We start from the raw sequence: 16,378 nt of genomic DNA on the forward strand, positions 1-16,378 counted from the left end.
ACCGGTGCCACACGGCAAGGCGGCAACGCGCACCCGCACCAGCCCCCAGGCGACGGGTGCTGGGCCCGCGACCGACCCCCGAGGAAACCGGAACCGACGCGCCGTCAGCCCTCGACCGAACCGGTCCGAACCGAACCGGCCCGAACCGAACCGGACTGGCGCCGACGTCGGTCGGCAACCCGTCCCCCGACCGGAAGCCGTGCCCGTCGGAGCCCATGGCGGCGCCGGTCGTGCTCAGCCGTCGTCGGCGCGGCGCGCGGTGCGCCCGGATATCTGCACCCGGTCGATCGTGCCGGTGGCCGGATCGCGGTGGAACCGGCCACCGGGTTCGACACGCCCGGTGGCCGGATCTCGCAGATCGCAGGACAGGTCGGCGTAGCAGATCAGCGGAAGGGGCAGGTCCCCGTCGACGGACAGGGCCGGCGTACCGTCCGGTCCGGGCGCGACGCGGTAGGTCATGGTGCCGTTGCGGTAGGTGCCCGCACAGTCGGGCAGGCCGACGGGACGGCCGCGGTCCGTGGTGAGCGCCTCAGCGGGCACCCGGATGCCGGTGAGCTGGGCCAGATACTCGGCGAGGTCGTGCCAGAGAGCGGTGGCGCCCCCGGCGTTGCCCGTGAAGGCCACCACGACTCCGCTCTCCGGGTCGGCCCGCAGGTGGCAGGACGTGCCCTGGGCGTTGCCGTCGTGGCCGCACCACATCCGGCCGTCCCGCTGGTACAGGGCGAGTCCGGCACCCCAGCCGTCGGCGAGCGTCCCCGGATCGGCGGCGGTCTCGGCCCGGCGCATCTCCTTGGCGACGGCGGGCGGCAGCAGATCCGAGCGGCCGGTCAGCGCGTTGCCGAACGCGGCCAGGTCCAGGGCGCTCGCGAGCAGCGCGCCGGCCGGTGCCTCCAGCGATGCCAGGTTCTGCCGGGCGGCGACGGCCTGCCCGGTGACGGTGTTGACGGCGTGCCCCGCGGCCAGCGGACGTACGGGCGCTGCGTCGCCGACGAACGCGGGCAGGATACCGAGGGGTTCGAGAAGCAACGCCCGCACGGCCTCGGGCCACGGCATGCCGGTGACCGTCTCCACCAGCCGTCCGGCGGCGACGTAGCCGGCGTTGGAGTAGGAGAAGTCGGTCCCGGGCGTGAACAGCAGATCGCGGGCGGTGCAGACGGCCGTCAAATAGCGCGCGGGGGTGGTCGCGGCGGCGGTGTCGGAGTCGGGCCCTGTGGGCAAGCCGCCGGTGTGCGAAAGGAGTTGGCGGACCGTCACTTCGGGGGTGCCGGCCAGTTCGACCAGGTGTTCGGCGGCCGGCTCGTCCAGGTCGAGGTCGCCGTCGTCGGCCAGGAGCATGACGAGCGCGGCGGTGAAGGGCTTGGTCAGCGATCCCAGCGGAACCGCGGTGTCCGCGGTGAAGGGGCTGCCGGTGGTGACGGCGGCGGTGCCGGTGTGCACGGCGACGACGTCACTGCCGGTGTCCAGGGCCAGTTGGGCGCCGGGCACCCGGTGGGTCCGGGCCAGGTCATCGAGACGCTCTTGCAGTTCACGGCGTAATAGGGACGGCGCCCGTAAGGCGACCGGGGCGGGGGGGATGGTGTACGGCATGAGAAGGGGACTCCCGTTGGGTGGGTCTCATGTGCGGGTGTGCCGATCCGGCCCGGGAACGAGCGGTGCGGGCCGGCCGGAGGGGACGCTGGGTGCGCCGGGGACTACGGTCTGCCGACCTCTACAGGCAGATGTCGTACGCCGATGAGGACGGCCGGGTTCTGGTAGACGATGTCCTCGTAGGAGGGGATCACCAGTTTGCGGAATCGTTCATGCAACATGTGAAGAGCGATCCGCGCTTCCAGCCGGGCCAGCGGCGCGCCGAAACAGAAGTGGATGCCGTGCCCGAAGGTCAAGTGGGGGTTGGGGCTTCGGGTCACGTCGAAGACGTCGGGGGCGGTGAACCGGGCGGGATCCCGGTTGGCGGCGCCGAGATGGGCCATCAGCATCGTGTCGGCCGGGATCTCGTGACCGCCGAGGACCACGGGCCGGGTGACCCTGCGGCCCAGCTCGGGGAAGGGCGGCAGCCAGCGCAGGACCTCCTCGACGGCGGCCGGGACGCGCGTGGGGTCGGCGCGCAGCGCGGCATCCGTGTCGGGGCGCCGTTCGAAGGTGACGACCGCGTTGCCCAACAGCGCGGTCGTGGTGATGTGCCCGGCCACCAGCAGCAGGGCAACGAAGCCGACCATCTCCTGGTCGGCGAGGCGCACACCGTCCACCTCGGCGGCTATGAGGCTGCTGGTGAGGTCGTCACCGGGGTCGGCGCGGCGAGCGCGGATGTGCTCCAGCATGTAGCCGTTCATCTCGCGCACAGTGGGGGCGATGGCTTCCAGCGCCCGCTCCAGGTCGGCCATGTCGGGCGCCTCGCCGAGCTGGTCACCGCCGAACAGGACACTCGCCCACTCCTGGAAGAGCCGGTGTTCCTCCGCCGGGATGCCAAGGAGTTCGGCGATGACGATGATCGGCAGCGGATAGGCCAGCGCGTCGACCAGGTCGAACCGGTCGTGGTCGGCCACGGCGTCGAGGAGACGGGCGCAGACGGCCTCGATGCGAGGTTCGAGGCCCTGTATGACACGCGGCGTGAACGCCTGGCTCACCAGGGTGCGGAGCTTCCGGTGCTCCGGTGGGTCCATGCCGACGAAGTTGCCCTGGGTGAAGGTCTCGAAGTCGGACTGGGTGGGTGCGAGAGTGGAGAGCTCCGAGGAGTACGTCGCCGGGTCGGCGAGCACGGCGGAGACGGTCTCGTGGTCGAGCACCTGCCAGACGCGCTGCGTCTCGTCGTACCGCACCGGCCCGGTGTCGCGTAAGCCCTGCCAGCGGTCGGGTAACTCCTCCAAGAGGGGTCGCTCGCCCGTCGGTTGCTTGCTGATCACCTTGTCTCCCTTGCTAGCGGCTGGCGCGTGCGGGCACGGTGGGGTCACGCGCACAGGGATGTGATGGACAGGGTCGGCCAGGGCGGCACAGCCCTGGGCACAGCTGTGTCACTGTCGCCTGGACATGAACAAGAACGGCACGTGCCCTGCGGGGTCCTCGTACCGCGGGACGCTCAATCGGCGTCAGTCCGACACCAGAACGGACTCCCGGGCCTCAGCACATGCGGTGCAGGATGCCGCCGCGGCTGCACGGCCGACCACGATCCCGCAGTCGGCCCAGTCGTGCGGCGCGCCAACCCGACATAACCATCCCCCTCGGCGATACCTCCCGCGCACCGGATACGCGCGGGCCCCTCCCGGCTCCTGGACGGACAGCGAACCTCCAGTCCCGGCCGTTCGAAACGAGTGTGTGAGAGCACGCAATCGCAGCGTGTGCCGTGCCACGATTGGCATGATGCGCCCCCCTCGGAACACCTTCGTTTCGATAGAACTCGGCCACAGTCTTCATGGCGAGTCACGTGCAAGCAACCCCCAGAGGTTGAACGGAGAGTGCTCCACCGGTGCTTTTGCGTCACCGCTCGGCCATTCGTCCGGCCGACCGCGCGTCACGGCCGACCGCCAAATGCCGCACCGCCGCGTGTGCCCCGGCAACTCATCCGCAAACCGGACTGTGCGCAAAAGAACGCGGCCAGTACGCGTACGGGCACGCCGAACGCTGCCGACCGGACCGGATGGACGCTCCACCACGCCGTCGGCATATCGGCCGAGATCTCCCCCGATCTGGGGTGATGATTTGGCCAGCGGACAATCCCGGGCCCCGCCGACGGGACGGTGGCTCAACACGCCGTGCGCGTATCCGGCCCACGGACGACGCGTTCCGGTCGGTTACACGCCACCGCCGCATCGCTCGCCCACTCCAGGACCGGACGGAACACCACCCCCCTCTCTCTCAACGCACAGATCCGGCCAATTGGCGTGCGCCTGCACGTCAGCACACCCGCCCTCGCGGTTCCAGGGCCACCGGCGGCGCACCGGACCCGATACCCGAGAAGCCCGCCAGCGCCGATCCCGGACAACACGGGGTGTTCCAGACCGCCACCAGCACCGGGACGAGAGATTCGTAGGCATTTCGCGAAGCGATACCGCGCGCCCGATGCTGGGTCGCCGATTACTCCGTGCTCGTCGTCTTCGACGTCGGCCTGAAACTGAACCACGCCGTCTGCGTCATCAGTGCTGGGCCCGAACGGCAGGCGTGCGGCCAATCACCTATTGCCGTTTGAGTACCAGGGCTCAGGCGGGCTGTTCTGATTCGCTCGTAGCGTTCAGCCCATGCACATAGACCACGTTGCTTCCGCCCCGGTGTGCCGGGTGGGCATCACCGCAGTGGCCTCCTGCCTGCCGGAGCGTGAAGTGACGTCCCGGCAGTTGGAGGAGCGGATCGCCGCGGCCTCCGGGCTGTCCTTGCCGCCGCGGATGCTGGAACGAGCCACTGGCATCGCCTCGCGACGGGCAGTGGTGGAGGGCGAGTACGCCTCGACGCTCGCGGTGCGGGCGGCCCGCACCGCGCTGGACAGGGCCGGGCTCACCCCGTACGACGTGGACCTGCTGGTGTTCGCCTCCGCTTCGCGGGACGTCGTCGAACCGGCGACCGCGCACATCGTCCAGGCCGAACTCGGCTCCCGGGCGCACGCGCTGGACGTGACCAACGCGTGCAACAGCTTCGTCAACGGCATCGACACGGCACGGGCGATGATCTTCACCGGCCGTGCCCGCCGGGCCCTGGTCGTCACCGGGGAGACCCCCAGCCGCGCGGTGCGGCACGCCCCGGCCGGCCCCGGCCAACTCCGGGACGGCTTCGCGGGCTACACCTTCGGCGACGCGGGAGCCGCGGTCGTCCTGGAACCCGTGGACCGGGGCGGCATCGTCGACGTGGACACCGAGACGCACTCCGAGCACTGGTCGGTCGGAGGCATCTTCGGCGGCGGTTCGCGCCATCCTCGCGGGGACGAGCACACCTACTTCCACGGTGACGGCAGCGAATTGCGTGAGGTGTTCGAGAAGGTCGGTACGTCGGTGCTCGACCGGATGCGGCAGCGCACCGGACTGACGTGGGAGGACTTCCGGTACGTCCTGGTGCACCAGGTCACCGTGCCGTACCTGGAGCGGTTCGTGGAGCTTACCGGCGTCCCCCAAGACCGGCTCGTCGTCACGGTCCCCGAGCTCGGAAACATGGCCAGCGCCACCCTGGGCGTGCAGCTCGACCGCGTCCACGAGCGGCTGCGCCCCGGGGACCGGGTCCTGTTCGTGGGCCTGGGTGGCGGTGTGAGCATCATGACAATGGTCTGGGAGAAGGCATGACGTGCCTGTGGGTGGTGGTGCCCGCGCACCAGGAGGCCGCGCGCATCGGCGCCACACTGGACGCGCTCGCGGCCCAGCGCGACCGTGGCTTCACCCTCGTCGTCGTGGACAACGCCTCCACCGACGGCACCGCGGCCATCGCGCGCGGTTTCGCCCGGTGGGCGCCCTTCCCGGTCCACGTACTCGACGAGCCGGAGAAGGGCGTGGGCTGCGCGGTGGACACCGGCTTCCGGTACGCGATCGAGCACGGCGCGACGCTGCTGGCCCGCACCGACGCCGACTGCCTGCCGCGCCCCGGCTGGACCGCCGGTGCCCGCGGCGCCCTGCGGCGTGGCGCGGGCCTGGTGTGCGGGCGCGTCGACGCACGCCGTGACGAGCACGGGCCGCTCGGGAGGGCCGCCTTCCGCGCGCTGGTCCGCATCGCCGCGTTCTTCGGCCGGTTACGCCCCGCCCACCACCGCCGCCACGGCTACCTCACCCCTTACCGGATGCACGCCGGCAACAACATGGCCATCACCGCGGCGCTCTACGAAGCCGTCGGCGGGATGCCGCGCCGCCCCTCCCCCACCGACCGGCTCTTCTTGAACCGGGTACGCCGCCGCACCACCGCCATCGTCCACGCCCGCGACATGGTCGTGGACAACTCCACCCGGCGGCTGTCCGCCTACGGAATCGTCGGCACCGCCCGCTGGTACCTCGACAGGGGCCCGGGCCGTCACGGGGAGGACCCACGCTGATGCTCGACACCCTCACCCACGCCCTGCGCCGCCACCCCGACCGGCCCGCCGTCCTCGGCACCACCCGCACCGGGGCCGTCCGCGTCAAAGCAACCTACGGGGACCTCGCCGCCCTCACCGACCGCTACACCACCGCCCTCCACGCGCGAGGCGTCGCACGCGGCGGCACCGTCGGCGTGGCCGTACGGCCAGGGCCCCGGGCCCTGGCCGTGATGCTCGCCGCGCACCGGCTCGGTGTCCGGGCCGCGGTGCTCGATCCGGGCGCCGGGCCGGACGTGCTGCGCGCCCGGCTCGCCCTGGCCCGGCCCGACATCGTGCTCGCCGACGCCACCGCCCAGGCGGTCGCCGGGTGGGCCCGGCCGCTCGCCCGCCGGGCCCGACTGGCTCTGCCCGACCTCGCGGAGCTGGGACCGGTGGCCACGCTCGGGCCACGGCTGCCCGGCTGCGCCCCCGCCCTGGACGCCGATGTCCGGGCCGTGCCACTGCCGCGTCCGGTGGACGGGGACGGCGACGCGGTCATCCTGTTCACCTCCGGCACCACCTCGCGGCCCCGCGCGGTGGTGCACAGCCGCTCTTCGCTCGCCGCCGGCATGGCCACGGTGGCCGAGCTGGTACGGCCCCAGGCCGGGCGGCCCGTCCTCGGTGGCACGTTCTTCGTCCTTCTGCCGTCGCTGGCGAGCGGGGCGCCGGTCGCGCTGCCCGCCCGCTCCACGCCTGTGCTGCGCCGCCAACTGCGCCGTCTGGCCCCACAGGCCACGTACCTGACGCCGCCTCAGCTCCGGCGGCTGCTGGCGGAGGACGCCCGCTTCTGCGGCCGCGTGTGGGCCGGATCGGCTCCCGCGAGCGCCGAGTTGCTCACTCGCGTCAAACGCGCGGGCGCCGAGGAGGCGTGGGGCGTCTACGCGCTGACCGAGATGTTCCCCGCCGCGGCGGTCGAGCAGGCCGACAAGGCCGCCTTCACCGGTGACGGGGACCTGGCCGGCGCGCCCCTGCCCGGGGTGTCGGCCAAGACCGACGCCTCCGGCGAGCTGCTGCTGTCCGGCCCCGCCGCCCGCCACCGCTACCTCGGCGAGGACCCGGACCCGTGGGTCGCCACCGGCGACCGGGCACGCCTGGACGGCGGCCGGATCGTGCTGGAGGGGCGGCGCAAAGACATGATCCTGCGGCACGCGGAGAACATCTACCCGGGGCTGTACGAACCGGCGTTGCACATACCCGGCGTCGAACTCGCGCTGCTCGTGGGCGTACCGTCCGGCGACGACGAGCGTTTGGTCGCCGTCGTCCAGCCGGGGCCCGGGGTGGGCCGCGACGCGTTGCGGTCGGCCCTGGAGGGACCGCTGGAGCGCATGGGTGCCGCCCGGGCGGACGCCGTACTCCTCGCCGACATCCCGCTGTCCGGCCGTTCCCTGAAGCCCGACCGCGCCGCCACCGCGCGCCTCGCCGCCCGGCATTCGGGCGCACGGAGCCACATATGACCGCGTCCGGCAGCGCGCTGCCGCTGTGGGCCGTGGTGCCCGCCCACAACGAACAGGCCGGGATCGCGGCGACCCTCGCCGCGCTCGCCGCCCAGAGCGACACCGGCTTCACCCTCACCGTCGTCGACAACGCCTCCACCGACGCGACCGCCGCCATCATCCGCCGCTTCGCCGCCGGCGCGCCGTTCCCCGTACACCTCGTACGGGAGGAGGAGCGGGGCACCGGTGCCGCCGCCGACACCGGCTTCCGGTACGCCATCGCGCACGGCGCCGAACTGCTGGTGCGCACGGACGCCGACTGTCTGCCCGCTCCCGACTGGATCGCCGCGGCGCGCGCAGTTCGCGCGCGGGACGGAGATGGCCTGTGGCCGCAGCCTTCCGCGCCGCGACGAGTCGCCCTCCCTGGCCGAGCGGTACCTGCTCCCGGCGCTTGTCAGGGCGACCGCGCTGTACGGGCGCTATCGCACGGAGCACCGGCATCCGCGCTACCGCGCGCCGTATGTGCTGTGCCACGGGCACAACGTCGCCATCACGGCCGCGCTGTACCTCAGCTGCGGCGGCACGCCCCGCACTCCGCTGGAGGGGCCGCCCGAGGACGTCGTCCTTCTGAACCGGGCGCGCGAGCACAGCGACCGGGTCACGCGGGCCGAGCGGATGGTGGTGCACACCAGCCTGCGCCGCCTGCGGGCCTGGGGAGCGCGCCGCACCCTGCTGTGGTGCTGGGACCGCCGATACCGCCCCGCCGACCCGAAGCAGGTGCACGTCCGATGACCACGACTCCCGCGGCCCGCGCCGCGTCCGCGCTCCGCGCCGCCCGGCGCCGCGACCGGCGCGTGTACACCCGCTCCCACCCTGTGCTGTTCGCCATCCTCGCCGCCGCCCGCCGCCGGCCGGTGACCCGCATCGGCGGCGCGGTGCTGGTGCACGGCACCGCGCCCTACCGGCAGGCCCTCACCAGGATCCCGCTGGACCGCACCGCCGACGGAACCACGGGCGGCGTCGCCCGCGAACTGTCCGCGGGCAACGCCCTCTTCGACGAGGAGGGCGCCGGGCACCGCGCCACCCGTCGCGCGATCGCCGAGGACCTCGGCGCGGCCGGAGTGGAGCGGCTGCGCCCGGTGTGGCAGGAGGTGCTGCACCGCCGCCTCGCCCCGCTCGGCGCGGGCCGCGACGTCGACCTCGTACCGATGGCCCGTGAACTGGCCGGCGCCACCGTCCGCGCGCTGCTGGGCACGAGCGGCGACCCGGAAGGCATCGCCGCGGCGGCGGCCGAGGCAGCTGCCGCCGCCGTGCGCGACCATCTGCCCGGCCTCCGCCGACCGGGCACCGCACGCGCGGCCGCTGCGGCGACGGCTCGACTGGAGGCGCTGCTCGCGACGGCCGACGGGCGCGGCGAGGCAGGGGACGCGGCCCTGAGGGCCATGCTCGCGGTCGCCGCCGTCAACACCACCGTCGCGGCCCTGCCCCGCGCCGCCGCATGGTGCGCCGACGCGGGGCTCTGGGCGCAGGCCGCCGACGAGCGGCTGCGCCCGGCCTTGGTGGGCGAACTGCTGCGGGTGACCGCCCCCTCCCCGCTGCTGCCCCGCGTGGCGGCGGCCGACGCCGACCTGGACGGCTGCCCGGTACGGTCCGGGGACCGGCTGATCCTGGTCGCACGGCACGCCGCGCGGGCCCACGAACAGCCGCCGGACGCCCGTCATCCGGCTCCGCCCGCCGTGGCCCGGCTCGTCTTCGGCACCGGCGCCCACGCCTGTCCCGGCGCGCGCCTGGCCCGCGCGCAGCTCGACGACACACTCGCCGCGCTCGCCTCCCACCGCCCCACCGTGCTGCGCGCCCGCGTGGACCGGGGCGCGGCCCTGCCCAGCTGGCGCTCCCTCACCGTCCGGGCAGCCGACATCCGCCGATCCCCGGAGCTCCATCGATGACCACGATCGCTGTGACCGGCGCGAGCGGCTTCTGCGGCTCACATGTCGCCGCCGCGGCCGCCGCCCGCGGCGCCGATGTCCTGTGTGTCGGACGACGCCCCGGCCCGGTCGGCCGGCACACCCCCTGGGATGCCGCGCGCGAGGTGCCGGACCTGTCCGGCGCCGACCTCGTCGTGCACTGCGCGGCGGCCGTCGGCGACCCGGTTCCCGGCTCCCCGGCCGAGGCCGTCCTGCACGCCGTCAACGTCGACGGCACGGCGCGGCTGCTTCAGGCGGCCGCCGGCCGGCCGGTGGTGTGGGTGAGCAGTGCCAGCGTGTACGCGCCCGGCCCCGGGCGTGCCCGCATCACCGAGGACCACCCGGTGCGCGGGCACCTGAACGCCTACGGCCGCACGAAAGCCGCCGGCGAGGCGCTGGCGCTCGCCGCGGGCGCCGTGGTGCTGCGGCCCCGGGCGGTCTACGGCGCCACGGACCCCCATCTGGTGCCCCGGCTGCTGTCCCGCGTCCGCCGTGGTCGGCTCATGCTCCCGGGGCCCAGCGTCCGCCTCAGCCTGACCGCCGTCGAGAACCTCACCCATGCCTGCCTGGTGGCGGCCGGCTGGCCGCCGGGCGCGTACAACATCGCCGACCCGGTGCCCTACGACCGGGACGAGGCGATCCGCACGGTCCTGCGCGCCCACGGCGTACGGGCACGCATCGGTCACATCCCGCTGCCAGTGGCCCGGGCCGTGGCGGACGCTGCCCAGGGACTGGCGCGGCTGCGCCCGCATGCCGAGCCGCCGCTCACCCGCTACGCCGTCGACCAACTCGCCCACTCCGTCGTCCTCGACGTCTCCAGGGCCGAGTCTCAAGGCTGGTCAGCTGGCCGCACTCTCCAGGACTACGAAACTGCCGGGCTCGCCTTCCAGAAGCGCCGCTATCGGTTCCCCATACAGCAGCTTCACAGGCCACCCGCGAAGCTTCCCTCCCGGCCAACACGACCTGTCACCACCTTCCGCCCGCGCGGGTCGGATGGGTGAGCAGTGTGGGCGAGGTGCTGTCGTCGATGCCCCAGAAGCGGACGAGGTGGTAGGCGGAGCAGATGTTCACGTCCAGGATGTAGGCGCCGGAGGTGCCGCATTGGGCCGGCCCGGCCCCCGGGTCGACGGGCTGCCCGTGCCCCATCCCGGTGATCTCATAGGTCTCCACTGTGCCGCCGTACACCCGGTGCGGATAGCCAGCGACCGTGTCCGTGGTGTCCGGCGTCTGGTCTGTGCCGTTGACGTTGGTGAACTGCTCCATGAGCTCGGTGGCGTTCATGGGTTTCACAGTCCAGTCCCTGGTGCCTTGCCAGATCGAGACCTTGGGGCGCGGACCGGAGTGTGAGTAGGCCGCCCTGGCCTTGTCGCCCCACTCCTTGGGGCTCTTGCCGATGCCGGGACTCATGCAGGTGAAGGCGGAGGACACCGAGTTGGCGCAGCCGTAGGGCAGCCCGGCGATTATTCCCCCGCCCGAGAAGATGTCGGGGTAGGCGGCCAGCATGACGGAGGTCATCCCTCCGCCCGCCGAGAGGCCGCTGACGTAGGCGCTCGTCGAGCCGTTGTCCCGTTTCGTACGGTCGACCATCTGCTTGATCGACAGTGCCTCTCCGGAGTTCCGTCGGGTGTCACCGGGCTCGAACCAGTTGAAGCACGAGTTCGCGTTGTTCGCCGTCCGCTGCTGCGGCAAGACCACGGCGAACTTGTACGTGTCGGCCAGCTCCATCCAACCGGTGTTGGCCGCATAGGCCGAGGCGTTCTGGGTGCAGCCGTGAAGGGCGACTACGACGGGGCGTCCGTCGGACAGCCCCGGGGGCACGTAACGGAACATGCGCAGGTTCCCCGGGTTGGACCCGAAACCCGTCACTTCGTGTGGGGTGGCCACCGCGCGAGCCGGGCTGGACAAGGACACAACGGACAGTGCGGCGAGCAGGAGGACAGCCAGTGCCGCAGCGAACGTTGCGGTTGGTCGGCGGCAGGCGGCGGGCAAGGGAGGGAGCATGGGGGGACCTCCATGTTTGACTCTGTGATGACGCCCATCACACGGTTGTGTGGAAGCTAGGGGCGCGCAGGGTGTCTGCGCTTCGGGTAGGGCCGCCACAATGCCGGTCGCCCCGGTGGTGCCGGGCCCCATACGTGGACTTCGTTGCCGCGCGGCTATCGTTCACTGGTCTTCCTGCTTGCGGCGTTCGGCCGCGCCGTTCGTGTCCTGAGTGGCGCCAGCGTCGTCGGCCTGTTCGCCTCCGGAGGACAATCGGCGTGGCCCCCAGCCAACTGCATCGGTACCTCGGCGGAGCATGAGTTCGACATGGCCCCACCGGATCCGGCAGACGCCCGGATCGGTCACCACGTTCTTCCCGGTCTCCGGCTCGTTACGGGCAGCCGTGGATACGCGGCGGCCTCAGGTGATGGGCCGGTCAGCTACCTCGGCGTCCGGGGTCGCCGGCGTGCAGCGTTGCAGTTCGAGAGCTCTGGTGAGGCTGTTCCAATCGGCGCTGTAAACATCGCGTGCGTGGCATGCAGCTGACCAGGTACTGCACAGAACTGCCGCACGTGCGTTGCCCGACAGCGCCCACAAAGAGGACCGCGGTGGGTGGCTCACAAGCCGGCGGCGTCCAGCAGGCGCTGCAGGGCCTTCTTGGTGTGGTGCCGACCGCGCAGCGCACGGAGACGCTCGGCGAAGGCCTCGCTGGTACCGTCGCGGTCCGCGAACACGGACAGGTCCCCCAGTAGCTTCACAGCAGCAGGGTAGTTGCGGCCCTTCTGGTACGAGATCATCTCGTTGACGCGGCTCCACGCGGCCTCGGGATCGTCCTGGATGGCGGCCAGCCGGCATTGCTGGGCAGCACGCGCCTGTCGACGTTCGGCTTTCTCGCGTTCGGCTTCCTCCCGCGCTTCGCGGGTGAGGCGCTCAGCGGCAGCCGCGGGCACGGCGGCCCGTAGTTGGGCAACGGTACGGCCGGGCTCGGGAGGCGTCGTGCCCGGGTGGGCCAGGCGGAACCGTCGGCGCAGGTCAGCCATGGAATGGGGATCGTCGTCGTGGAGGAGGCGCACCAGAGCGGCGTCCCTTTCCGTCCGCGGCAGCGTGCTGACCCAAGACTCGTACATGGTGCGGGTGGGGCCGGGGTCGGCGTGCGGGAGGGGTGAGGACGCCGCGGTGATCAGGTCGGGGTCGATGCGCAGGAAGCCGGCCAGGCCGGTGAGGGAGTCGGGAAGGGCGGCGAGGCCGGTGGGAAGCGCGGGCTCGACATCGTCGTCGTCCAGGTCGTTGTTGTTGAGGCAGAGCAGCCAGACCAGGTAGAGCAGACGCATGTCCCCGCCCGCGACGTCGAGGCGCGCTTCTGCGATCAGGGGAAGCCATTGCTCTTCGCGGCCGGTGTCTCCGTAGTCGTCGAAGTCGAAGAGGTCGTTGAAGTCAAAGAGGTCGTTGAAGTCGTCGAACTCCCCGTCCTCGTCATCGGAGACCAGCGTGATGAGAACGTGTTCGCCGTGCCGGCGGGCGTCAGCTGATGCGCCGGTGCAGTACCGCTCGGCGATATGCAAGGGGAGCTGCTCGGCGGGCCATCGCAAAATGACCTTGCGGTAGCCCCAGTTCGCGAAATAGAGGTGAGCGTCGTAGTACTTCTCCATGAGCCGGTCACAGCTGCCCTTGAAGTCACCCCACTGATAGCTGTTCACAAACGTGGTGCGGGTGAGAGCGGCGCGGGAGGTCAACTTGCGGACCTCAGCCACCTGCTCGTCGGTCAAGGGCCGGTCGACGGCGAGGAACTGATAGTGCTGGTACTCGGACATCGCGGCCTCCGCCTGTGCATACGCTCCGGGTTCCATTCAACACGGCTGGGCGTCCACGTTCAGCTCGAAGTGTCGTGCACGCCCAGCGCCGTCTTGGCGGCCTCTGAACGCTCGGCGGTGAAGGGGCAGTCGTCGATCAGCCGGAACCGGAAGCCCTCGAACGAGAACAGCGCTTCGACCAGTTCGTGCCACGACAGAGTGCGTCCGCCGACCCCGCGACGCGGCAGGACGACGCCGTCGGCCAGGCACGCACGTCAGGTGGGACGCACCACAGCGGTCTGCACTTCGAGCCGCTGACGGCCCCGGACGAGGGGCTGTTGGTCATCAGCCACGAGTACGTGGCTGTGGCGGCAACAGGCGTATCGGTCGTCCGTGTCGGGCGGGCCGAGGGTGCCTGGCGCAGACGACGCCTCCTGAAGGCCGACAAGTCCCAGCGGCGTTACGGTCTCAACTGCTTTGGCGCTACGGGCACCAATGGTACCGCCGTGACGGACGGTTGCCCGGGGAGCCGGTGGGGCAGTCGGCGCCCGCGGTCAGGGTTCAGGTCAGCTCGCGCCAATTCGTTCCGCTCCACCTCCGCGGCCGACAGCTCCGCCAGCACCTGCGCGACGGTCTCCCGCGTGGTCGCCGACCGCGACAGAGCCTCCTGCACCCTCTCTAGTGCTGTGACCGGGAATGTTCACGGCCGCCGACCGGGCGGCCTCCTTACGGTTGGTGACCTTCGCGCCCCGGTCCGGTCTCACACCCGCCGCCCCGCCCTCTCGGGCGGAAGGGACGGGGCAGGCGTTTAATCGGGTGTGCGTGCGGCGCGGGGTTGTTAGGTTCGCCGTGTGGCGAAGCTGAATCAGATCATCGCAGTCGAAAAGGGCGTCAAGTCCAAGGCCCTCCAGGAGCTCTCCCAGGCTCACCAGGACGTGCAGAAGCCCGCCCTGCTGGCCGGCATCTCCCGGACCTACCAGCCCAAGGACGAGGAGGGCGAGCAGCTGCCGCCCGAGTCCACGCGGGTGCAGATCAAGGCCGAAGATGCGCTGCGGGCGACCGCCGGGACGCTGACGCGGCTCTTCGACGTGACCGCGACGAAGGACTGGGCGAACCGGTCCGCGGTCGCGGACGTGGTGGTCGACGGTACGGTGCTGTTGCCCCAGGTGCCCGTCCCGTACCTGTTGTTCCTGGAGAAGCAACTCACCGACCTGCACACCTTCGTGCGCAAGTTGCCAGTGCTCGACGCCTCCGAGTCCTGGAACCTGGACCCCTCGACGGACTCGTGGAAGACGGACCCGGTGCGGACCATCCGCACGAAGAAGGTTCCGCGCAACCACGTGAAGGCCGAGGCCACGGAGAAGCACCCGGCGCAGGTAGAGGTGTACTACGAGGACGTCCCGGTCGGTTACTGGACCACGGTGAAGTTCTCCGGCGCGCTGCCCGCCCGGCGGGTCAACGAGCTCCTCGACCGCGTCGAGAAGCTCCAGCAGTCCGTCAAGTTCGCCCGCGAGGAGGCGAACAACACCGAGGTCACCGACCAGCGGGTCGGCGACGCGGTATTCGGCTACCTGTTCCGGTAGCCTCCATATACGCCCTCCGTCGCGAGCGGAGGGTGCGCGATGAGCGCAAGCTGAAACTGATGTTGAAGCTGATGAAGGGGTGTCAGTTGGGGGTTCGAATCCCTCTCCCCGCACCACGTGCGGGGGTGGCCCAAGCCTGGCAGAGGCGGCCCCGTGAAACTCAGATTCTCGCTCCAGTCTCAGTATTCGCCGCCGAACACCGGATCGACCGAGCGTGGGCGAACATCGACGGATGGGGGTTCAAGTCCCCTCGGCGCCTCTCTCGTGGCGCTGTAGTTCAAAGGCAGAACACGTCGATCTCAACATGACCCGCGGTTCTTAAACGCCGCCGGTGTGCGCAAATGGGTGGCAAGCTGGAGCCCGGGAGCTGGACATGCTCCCGGGCTCCGTCACGTTAGCCTGCCGCCCCAGCGGACGCCTCTTTCGCTGCGGATGCGGGCGCATTCGCGTCGTCGGGCCGCGAGGACGTCGGGGTGATCGGGCGTTCTGGTTCCGCCGGCGCAGGTAGGCATGCAGGGCCCGTGTCTGGACGGTGTGGTCGGGGTGGTCGGGGTGGTTCGAGTCGGCCCGTGAACTGCCGTAGCGGTCCGAAGTGCGCCTCGATGGGGTTGGCCCAGGACGCGTAGGTCGGAGCGCCGTCCGGGCGGGCTGCCCGGATCGTCTTCAAGGCGGCCCAGGTGTGGTCGATGCCTTTGCGGCGCCGGTCGACCCCCCACATCTAGTCGCCGACGGAGCAGCAGCCGTGGAAGCAGGTGATTCCGTGAGTTGAGTGCATTGGGCATCTTTCCTGGTCAGATGGGGTCACGGCAGGCTCTGCGGGGTGTTCGGTCTGCGGGTGGGAGGCATGACAGGATGAGGGCCATGACAATCCAGGCTTATTTCGACATCACCATCGGCGGCAAGCCCGAAGGCCGCATCACGTTCAACCTCTTCGACGACGTCGTGCCGAAGACCGTGGAGAACTTCCGCGCGCTCGCCACCGGCGAGAAGGGCTTCGGTTACGCCGGTTCGAAGTTCCACCGCGTCATCCCGGACTTCATGCTCCAGGGCGGCGACTTCACCGCCGGCAACGGCACCGGCGGCAAGAGCATCTACGGCACGAAGTTCCCCGACGAGAACTTCCAGCTCAAGCACACCAAGCCGGGCCTGCTCTCGATGGCCAACGCCGGCCCCGACTCGAACGGCTCGCAGTTCTTCATCACCACGATCGTCACGGGCTGGCTCGACGGCAAGCACGTCGTCTTCGGTGAGGTCGCGGACGACGAAAGCATGGCCCTCGTCAGGAAGATCGAGAGCTTCGGCTCGCAGTCGGGCGCCACCAAGGCCGAGATCGCCATCTCCGCCTCCGGCACCCTCTAGCACCTGGCTGTAGGGAGCGCGCACTCATGAGCATTGGCTCCTGCGAAACACCGGAATCCGTGTCTGGTGAGCAGCGCGCGTGTTGGTTTGATCATGAGCAGGATCGCCCGCCAGGCTCGGAGCGGTAGTCACTGCCGGTAGCTCGCCCTGGCTTCGGGGCCGCAAGAAGGCTGCGCTTCCCATGTCTTCCGCGGCAAGCTTGGGCGCGGGGTGAGCTGCAATGGTCGCGACGATCGCCGGTTACCAAACCGGC

13 protein-coding genes and 2 pseudogenes are annotated in these 16,378 nt (G+C 71.2%); 9 read left to right on the forward strand and 6 right to left on the reverse strand.

What is annotated here, in order from left to right:
* Positions 1 to 234: 234 nt before the first annotated feature.
* Both ACWDVB_RS10445 and ACWDVB_RS10450 read right to left on the reverse strand, forming a co-directional pair.
* Positions 235 to 1,587, reverse strand: coding sequence for a serine hydrolase domain-containing protein (locus ACWDVB_RS10445; protein ID WP_451514305.1), 1,353 nt, complete (start codon positions 1,585 to 1,587; stop codon positions 235 to 237).
* 104 nt (positions 1,588 to 1,691) lie between these two features.
* A complete protein-coding gene (locus tag ACWDVB_RS10450) occupies positions 1,692 to 2,900 on the reverse strand; it encodes a cytochrome P450 (RefSeq protein WP_451514304.1) in 1,209 nt (402 codons plus the stop codon).
* Positions 2,901 to 4,229: 1,329 nt separating this feature from the next.
* Between ACWDVB_RS10450 and ACWDVB_RS10455 the strand changes: the two genes are divergently transcribed.
* The 7 genes and pseudogenes from ACWDVB_RS10455 (at position 4,230) to ACWDVB_RS10485 (ending at position 10,414) form a co-directional block, all read left to right on the forward strand.
* Positions 4,230 to 5,258, forward strand: coding sequence for a 3-oxoacyl-ACP synthase III family protein (locus ACWDVB_RS10455; RefSeq protein ID WP_451514303.1), 1,029 nt, complete (start codon positions 4,230 to 4,232; stop codon positions 5,256 to 5,258).
* Positions 5,255 to 5,995, forward strand: a complete 741-nt coding sequence (locus tag ACWDVB_RS10460) for a glycosyltransferase family A protein (protein WP_451514302.1) — start codon at positions 5,255 to 5,257, stop codon at positions 5,993 to 5,995. Before ACWDVB_RS10455 ends, ACWDVB_RS10460 begins: the two co-directional genes overlap by 4 nt.
* On the forward strand, positions 5,995 to 7,470 hold the full coding sequence (locus ACWDVB_RS10465) for a class I adenylate-forming enzyme family protein (RefSeq protein ID WP_451514301.1): 1,476 nt from the start codon (positions 5,995 to 5,997) through the stop codon (positions 7,468 to 7,470). The genes ACWDVB_RS10460 and ACWDVB_RS10465 overlap by 1 nt, the downstream gene beginning before the upstream one ends.
* Positions 7,467 to 7,736 (forward strand): annotated as a pseudogene (locus ACWDVB_RS10470) (glycosyltransferase family 2 protein); the annotation flags it as partial. The gene ACWDVB_RS10465 and the pseudogene ACWDVB_RS10470, both read left to right, overlap by 4 nt.
* 91 nt (positions 7,737 to 7,827) lie before the next feature.
* Positions 7,828 to 8,241 carry a hypothetical protein gene (locus tag ACWDVB_RS10475; RefSeq protein ID WP_451514448.1) on the forward strand — a complete coding sequence of 138 codons (414 nt, stop codon included), beginning with the start codon at positions 7,828 to 7,830 and terminating at the stop codon, positions 8,239 to 8,241.
* Positions 8,238 to 9,395 carry a cytochrome P450 gene (locus ACWDVB_RS10480; RefSeq protein ID WP_451514436.1) on the forward strand — a complete coding sequence of 386 codons (1,158 nt, stop codon included), beginning with the start codon at positions 8,238 to 8,240 and terminating at the stop codon, positions 9,393 to 9,395. Before ACWDVB_RS10475 ends, ACWDVB_RS10480 begins: the two co-directional genes overlap by 4 nt.
* Complete coding sequence (locus tag ACWDVB_RS10485; RefSeq protein WP_451514300.1) at positions 9,392 to 10,414, forward strand: NAD-dependent epimerase/dehydratase family protein; 1,023 nt, start codon at positions 9,392 to 9,394, stop codon at positions 10,412 to 10,414. Before ACWDVB_RS10480 ends, ACWDVB_RS10485 begins: the two co-directional genes overlap by 4 nt.
* Here the strand turns inward: ACWDVB_RS10485 and ACWDVB_RS10490 are convergent.
* The 3 genes from ACWDVB_RS10490 to ACWDVB_RS10500 all read right to left on the reverse strand — a co-directional run bounded on the left by ACWDVB_RS10490 (position 10,380) and on the right by ACWDVB_RS10500 (position 13,449).
* The gene (locus ACWDVB_RS10490; protein ID WP_451514299.1) at positions 10,380 to 11,414 is read right to left on the reverse strand and encodes an extracellular catalytic domain type 1 short-chain-length polyhydroxyalkanoate depolymerase; all 1,035 of its coding nucleotides are present in this window, start codon (positions 11,412 to 11,414) and stop codon (positions 10,380 to 10,382) included. The genes ACWDVB_RS10485 and ACWDVB_RS10490 overlap by 35 nt on opposite strands.
* 596 nt (positions 11,415 to 12,010) lie before the next feature.
* A complete protein-coding gene (locus ACWDVB_RS10495) occupies positions 12,011 to 13,204 on the reverse strand; it encodes a hypothetical protein (RefSeq protein ID WP_451514298.1) in 1,194 nt (397 codons plus the stop codon).
* 59 nt (positions 13,205 to 13,263) lie between these two features.
* Positions 13,264 to 13,449 (reverse strand): DUF7713 domain-containing protein, encoded by a 186-nt coding sequence (locus tag ACWDVB_RS10500; RefSeq protein ID WP_451611958.1) that lies wholly within the window; start codon positions 13,447 to 13,449, stop codon positions 13,264 to 13,266.
* A 585-nt stretch (positions 13,450 to 14,034) separates the two neighbouring features.
* Here ACWDVB_RS10500 and ACWDVB_RS10505 point away from each other — a divergent pair.
* Positions 14,035 to 14,766 (forward strand): DUF7873 family protein, encoded by a 732-nt coding sequence (locus ACWDVB_RS10505; protein WP_451514297.1) that lies wholly within the window; start codon positions 14,035 to 14,037, stop codon positions 14,764 to 14,766.
* 389 nt (positions 14,767 to 15,155) lie between these two features.
* Here ACWDVB_RS10505 and ACWDVB_RS10510 read toward each other — a convergent pair.
* Positions 15,156 to 15,568, reverse strand: a pseudogene (locus ACWDVB_RS10510) (IS630 family transposase); the annotation flags it as partial.
* Between the two features lie 59 nt (positions 15,569 to 15,627).
* On the opposite strand from ACWDVB_RS10510, the gene ACWDVB_RS10515 reads away from it, so the two are divergent.
* Positions 15,628 to 16,125 carry a peptidylprolyl isomerase gene (locus tag ACWDVB_RS10515; protein WP_451514296.1) on the forward strand — a complete coding sequence of 166 codons (498 nt, stop codon included), beginning with the start codon at positions 15,628 to 15,630 and terminating at the stop codon, positions 16,123 to 16,125.
* Positions 16,126 to 16,378 lie beyond the last annotated feature (253 nt).

The sequence above is a fragment of the Streptomyces sp. NPDC003379 genome (assembly GCF_053589195.1).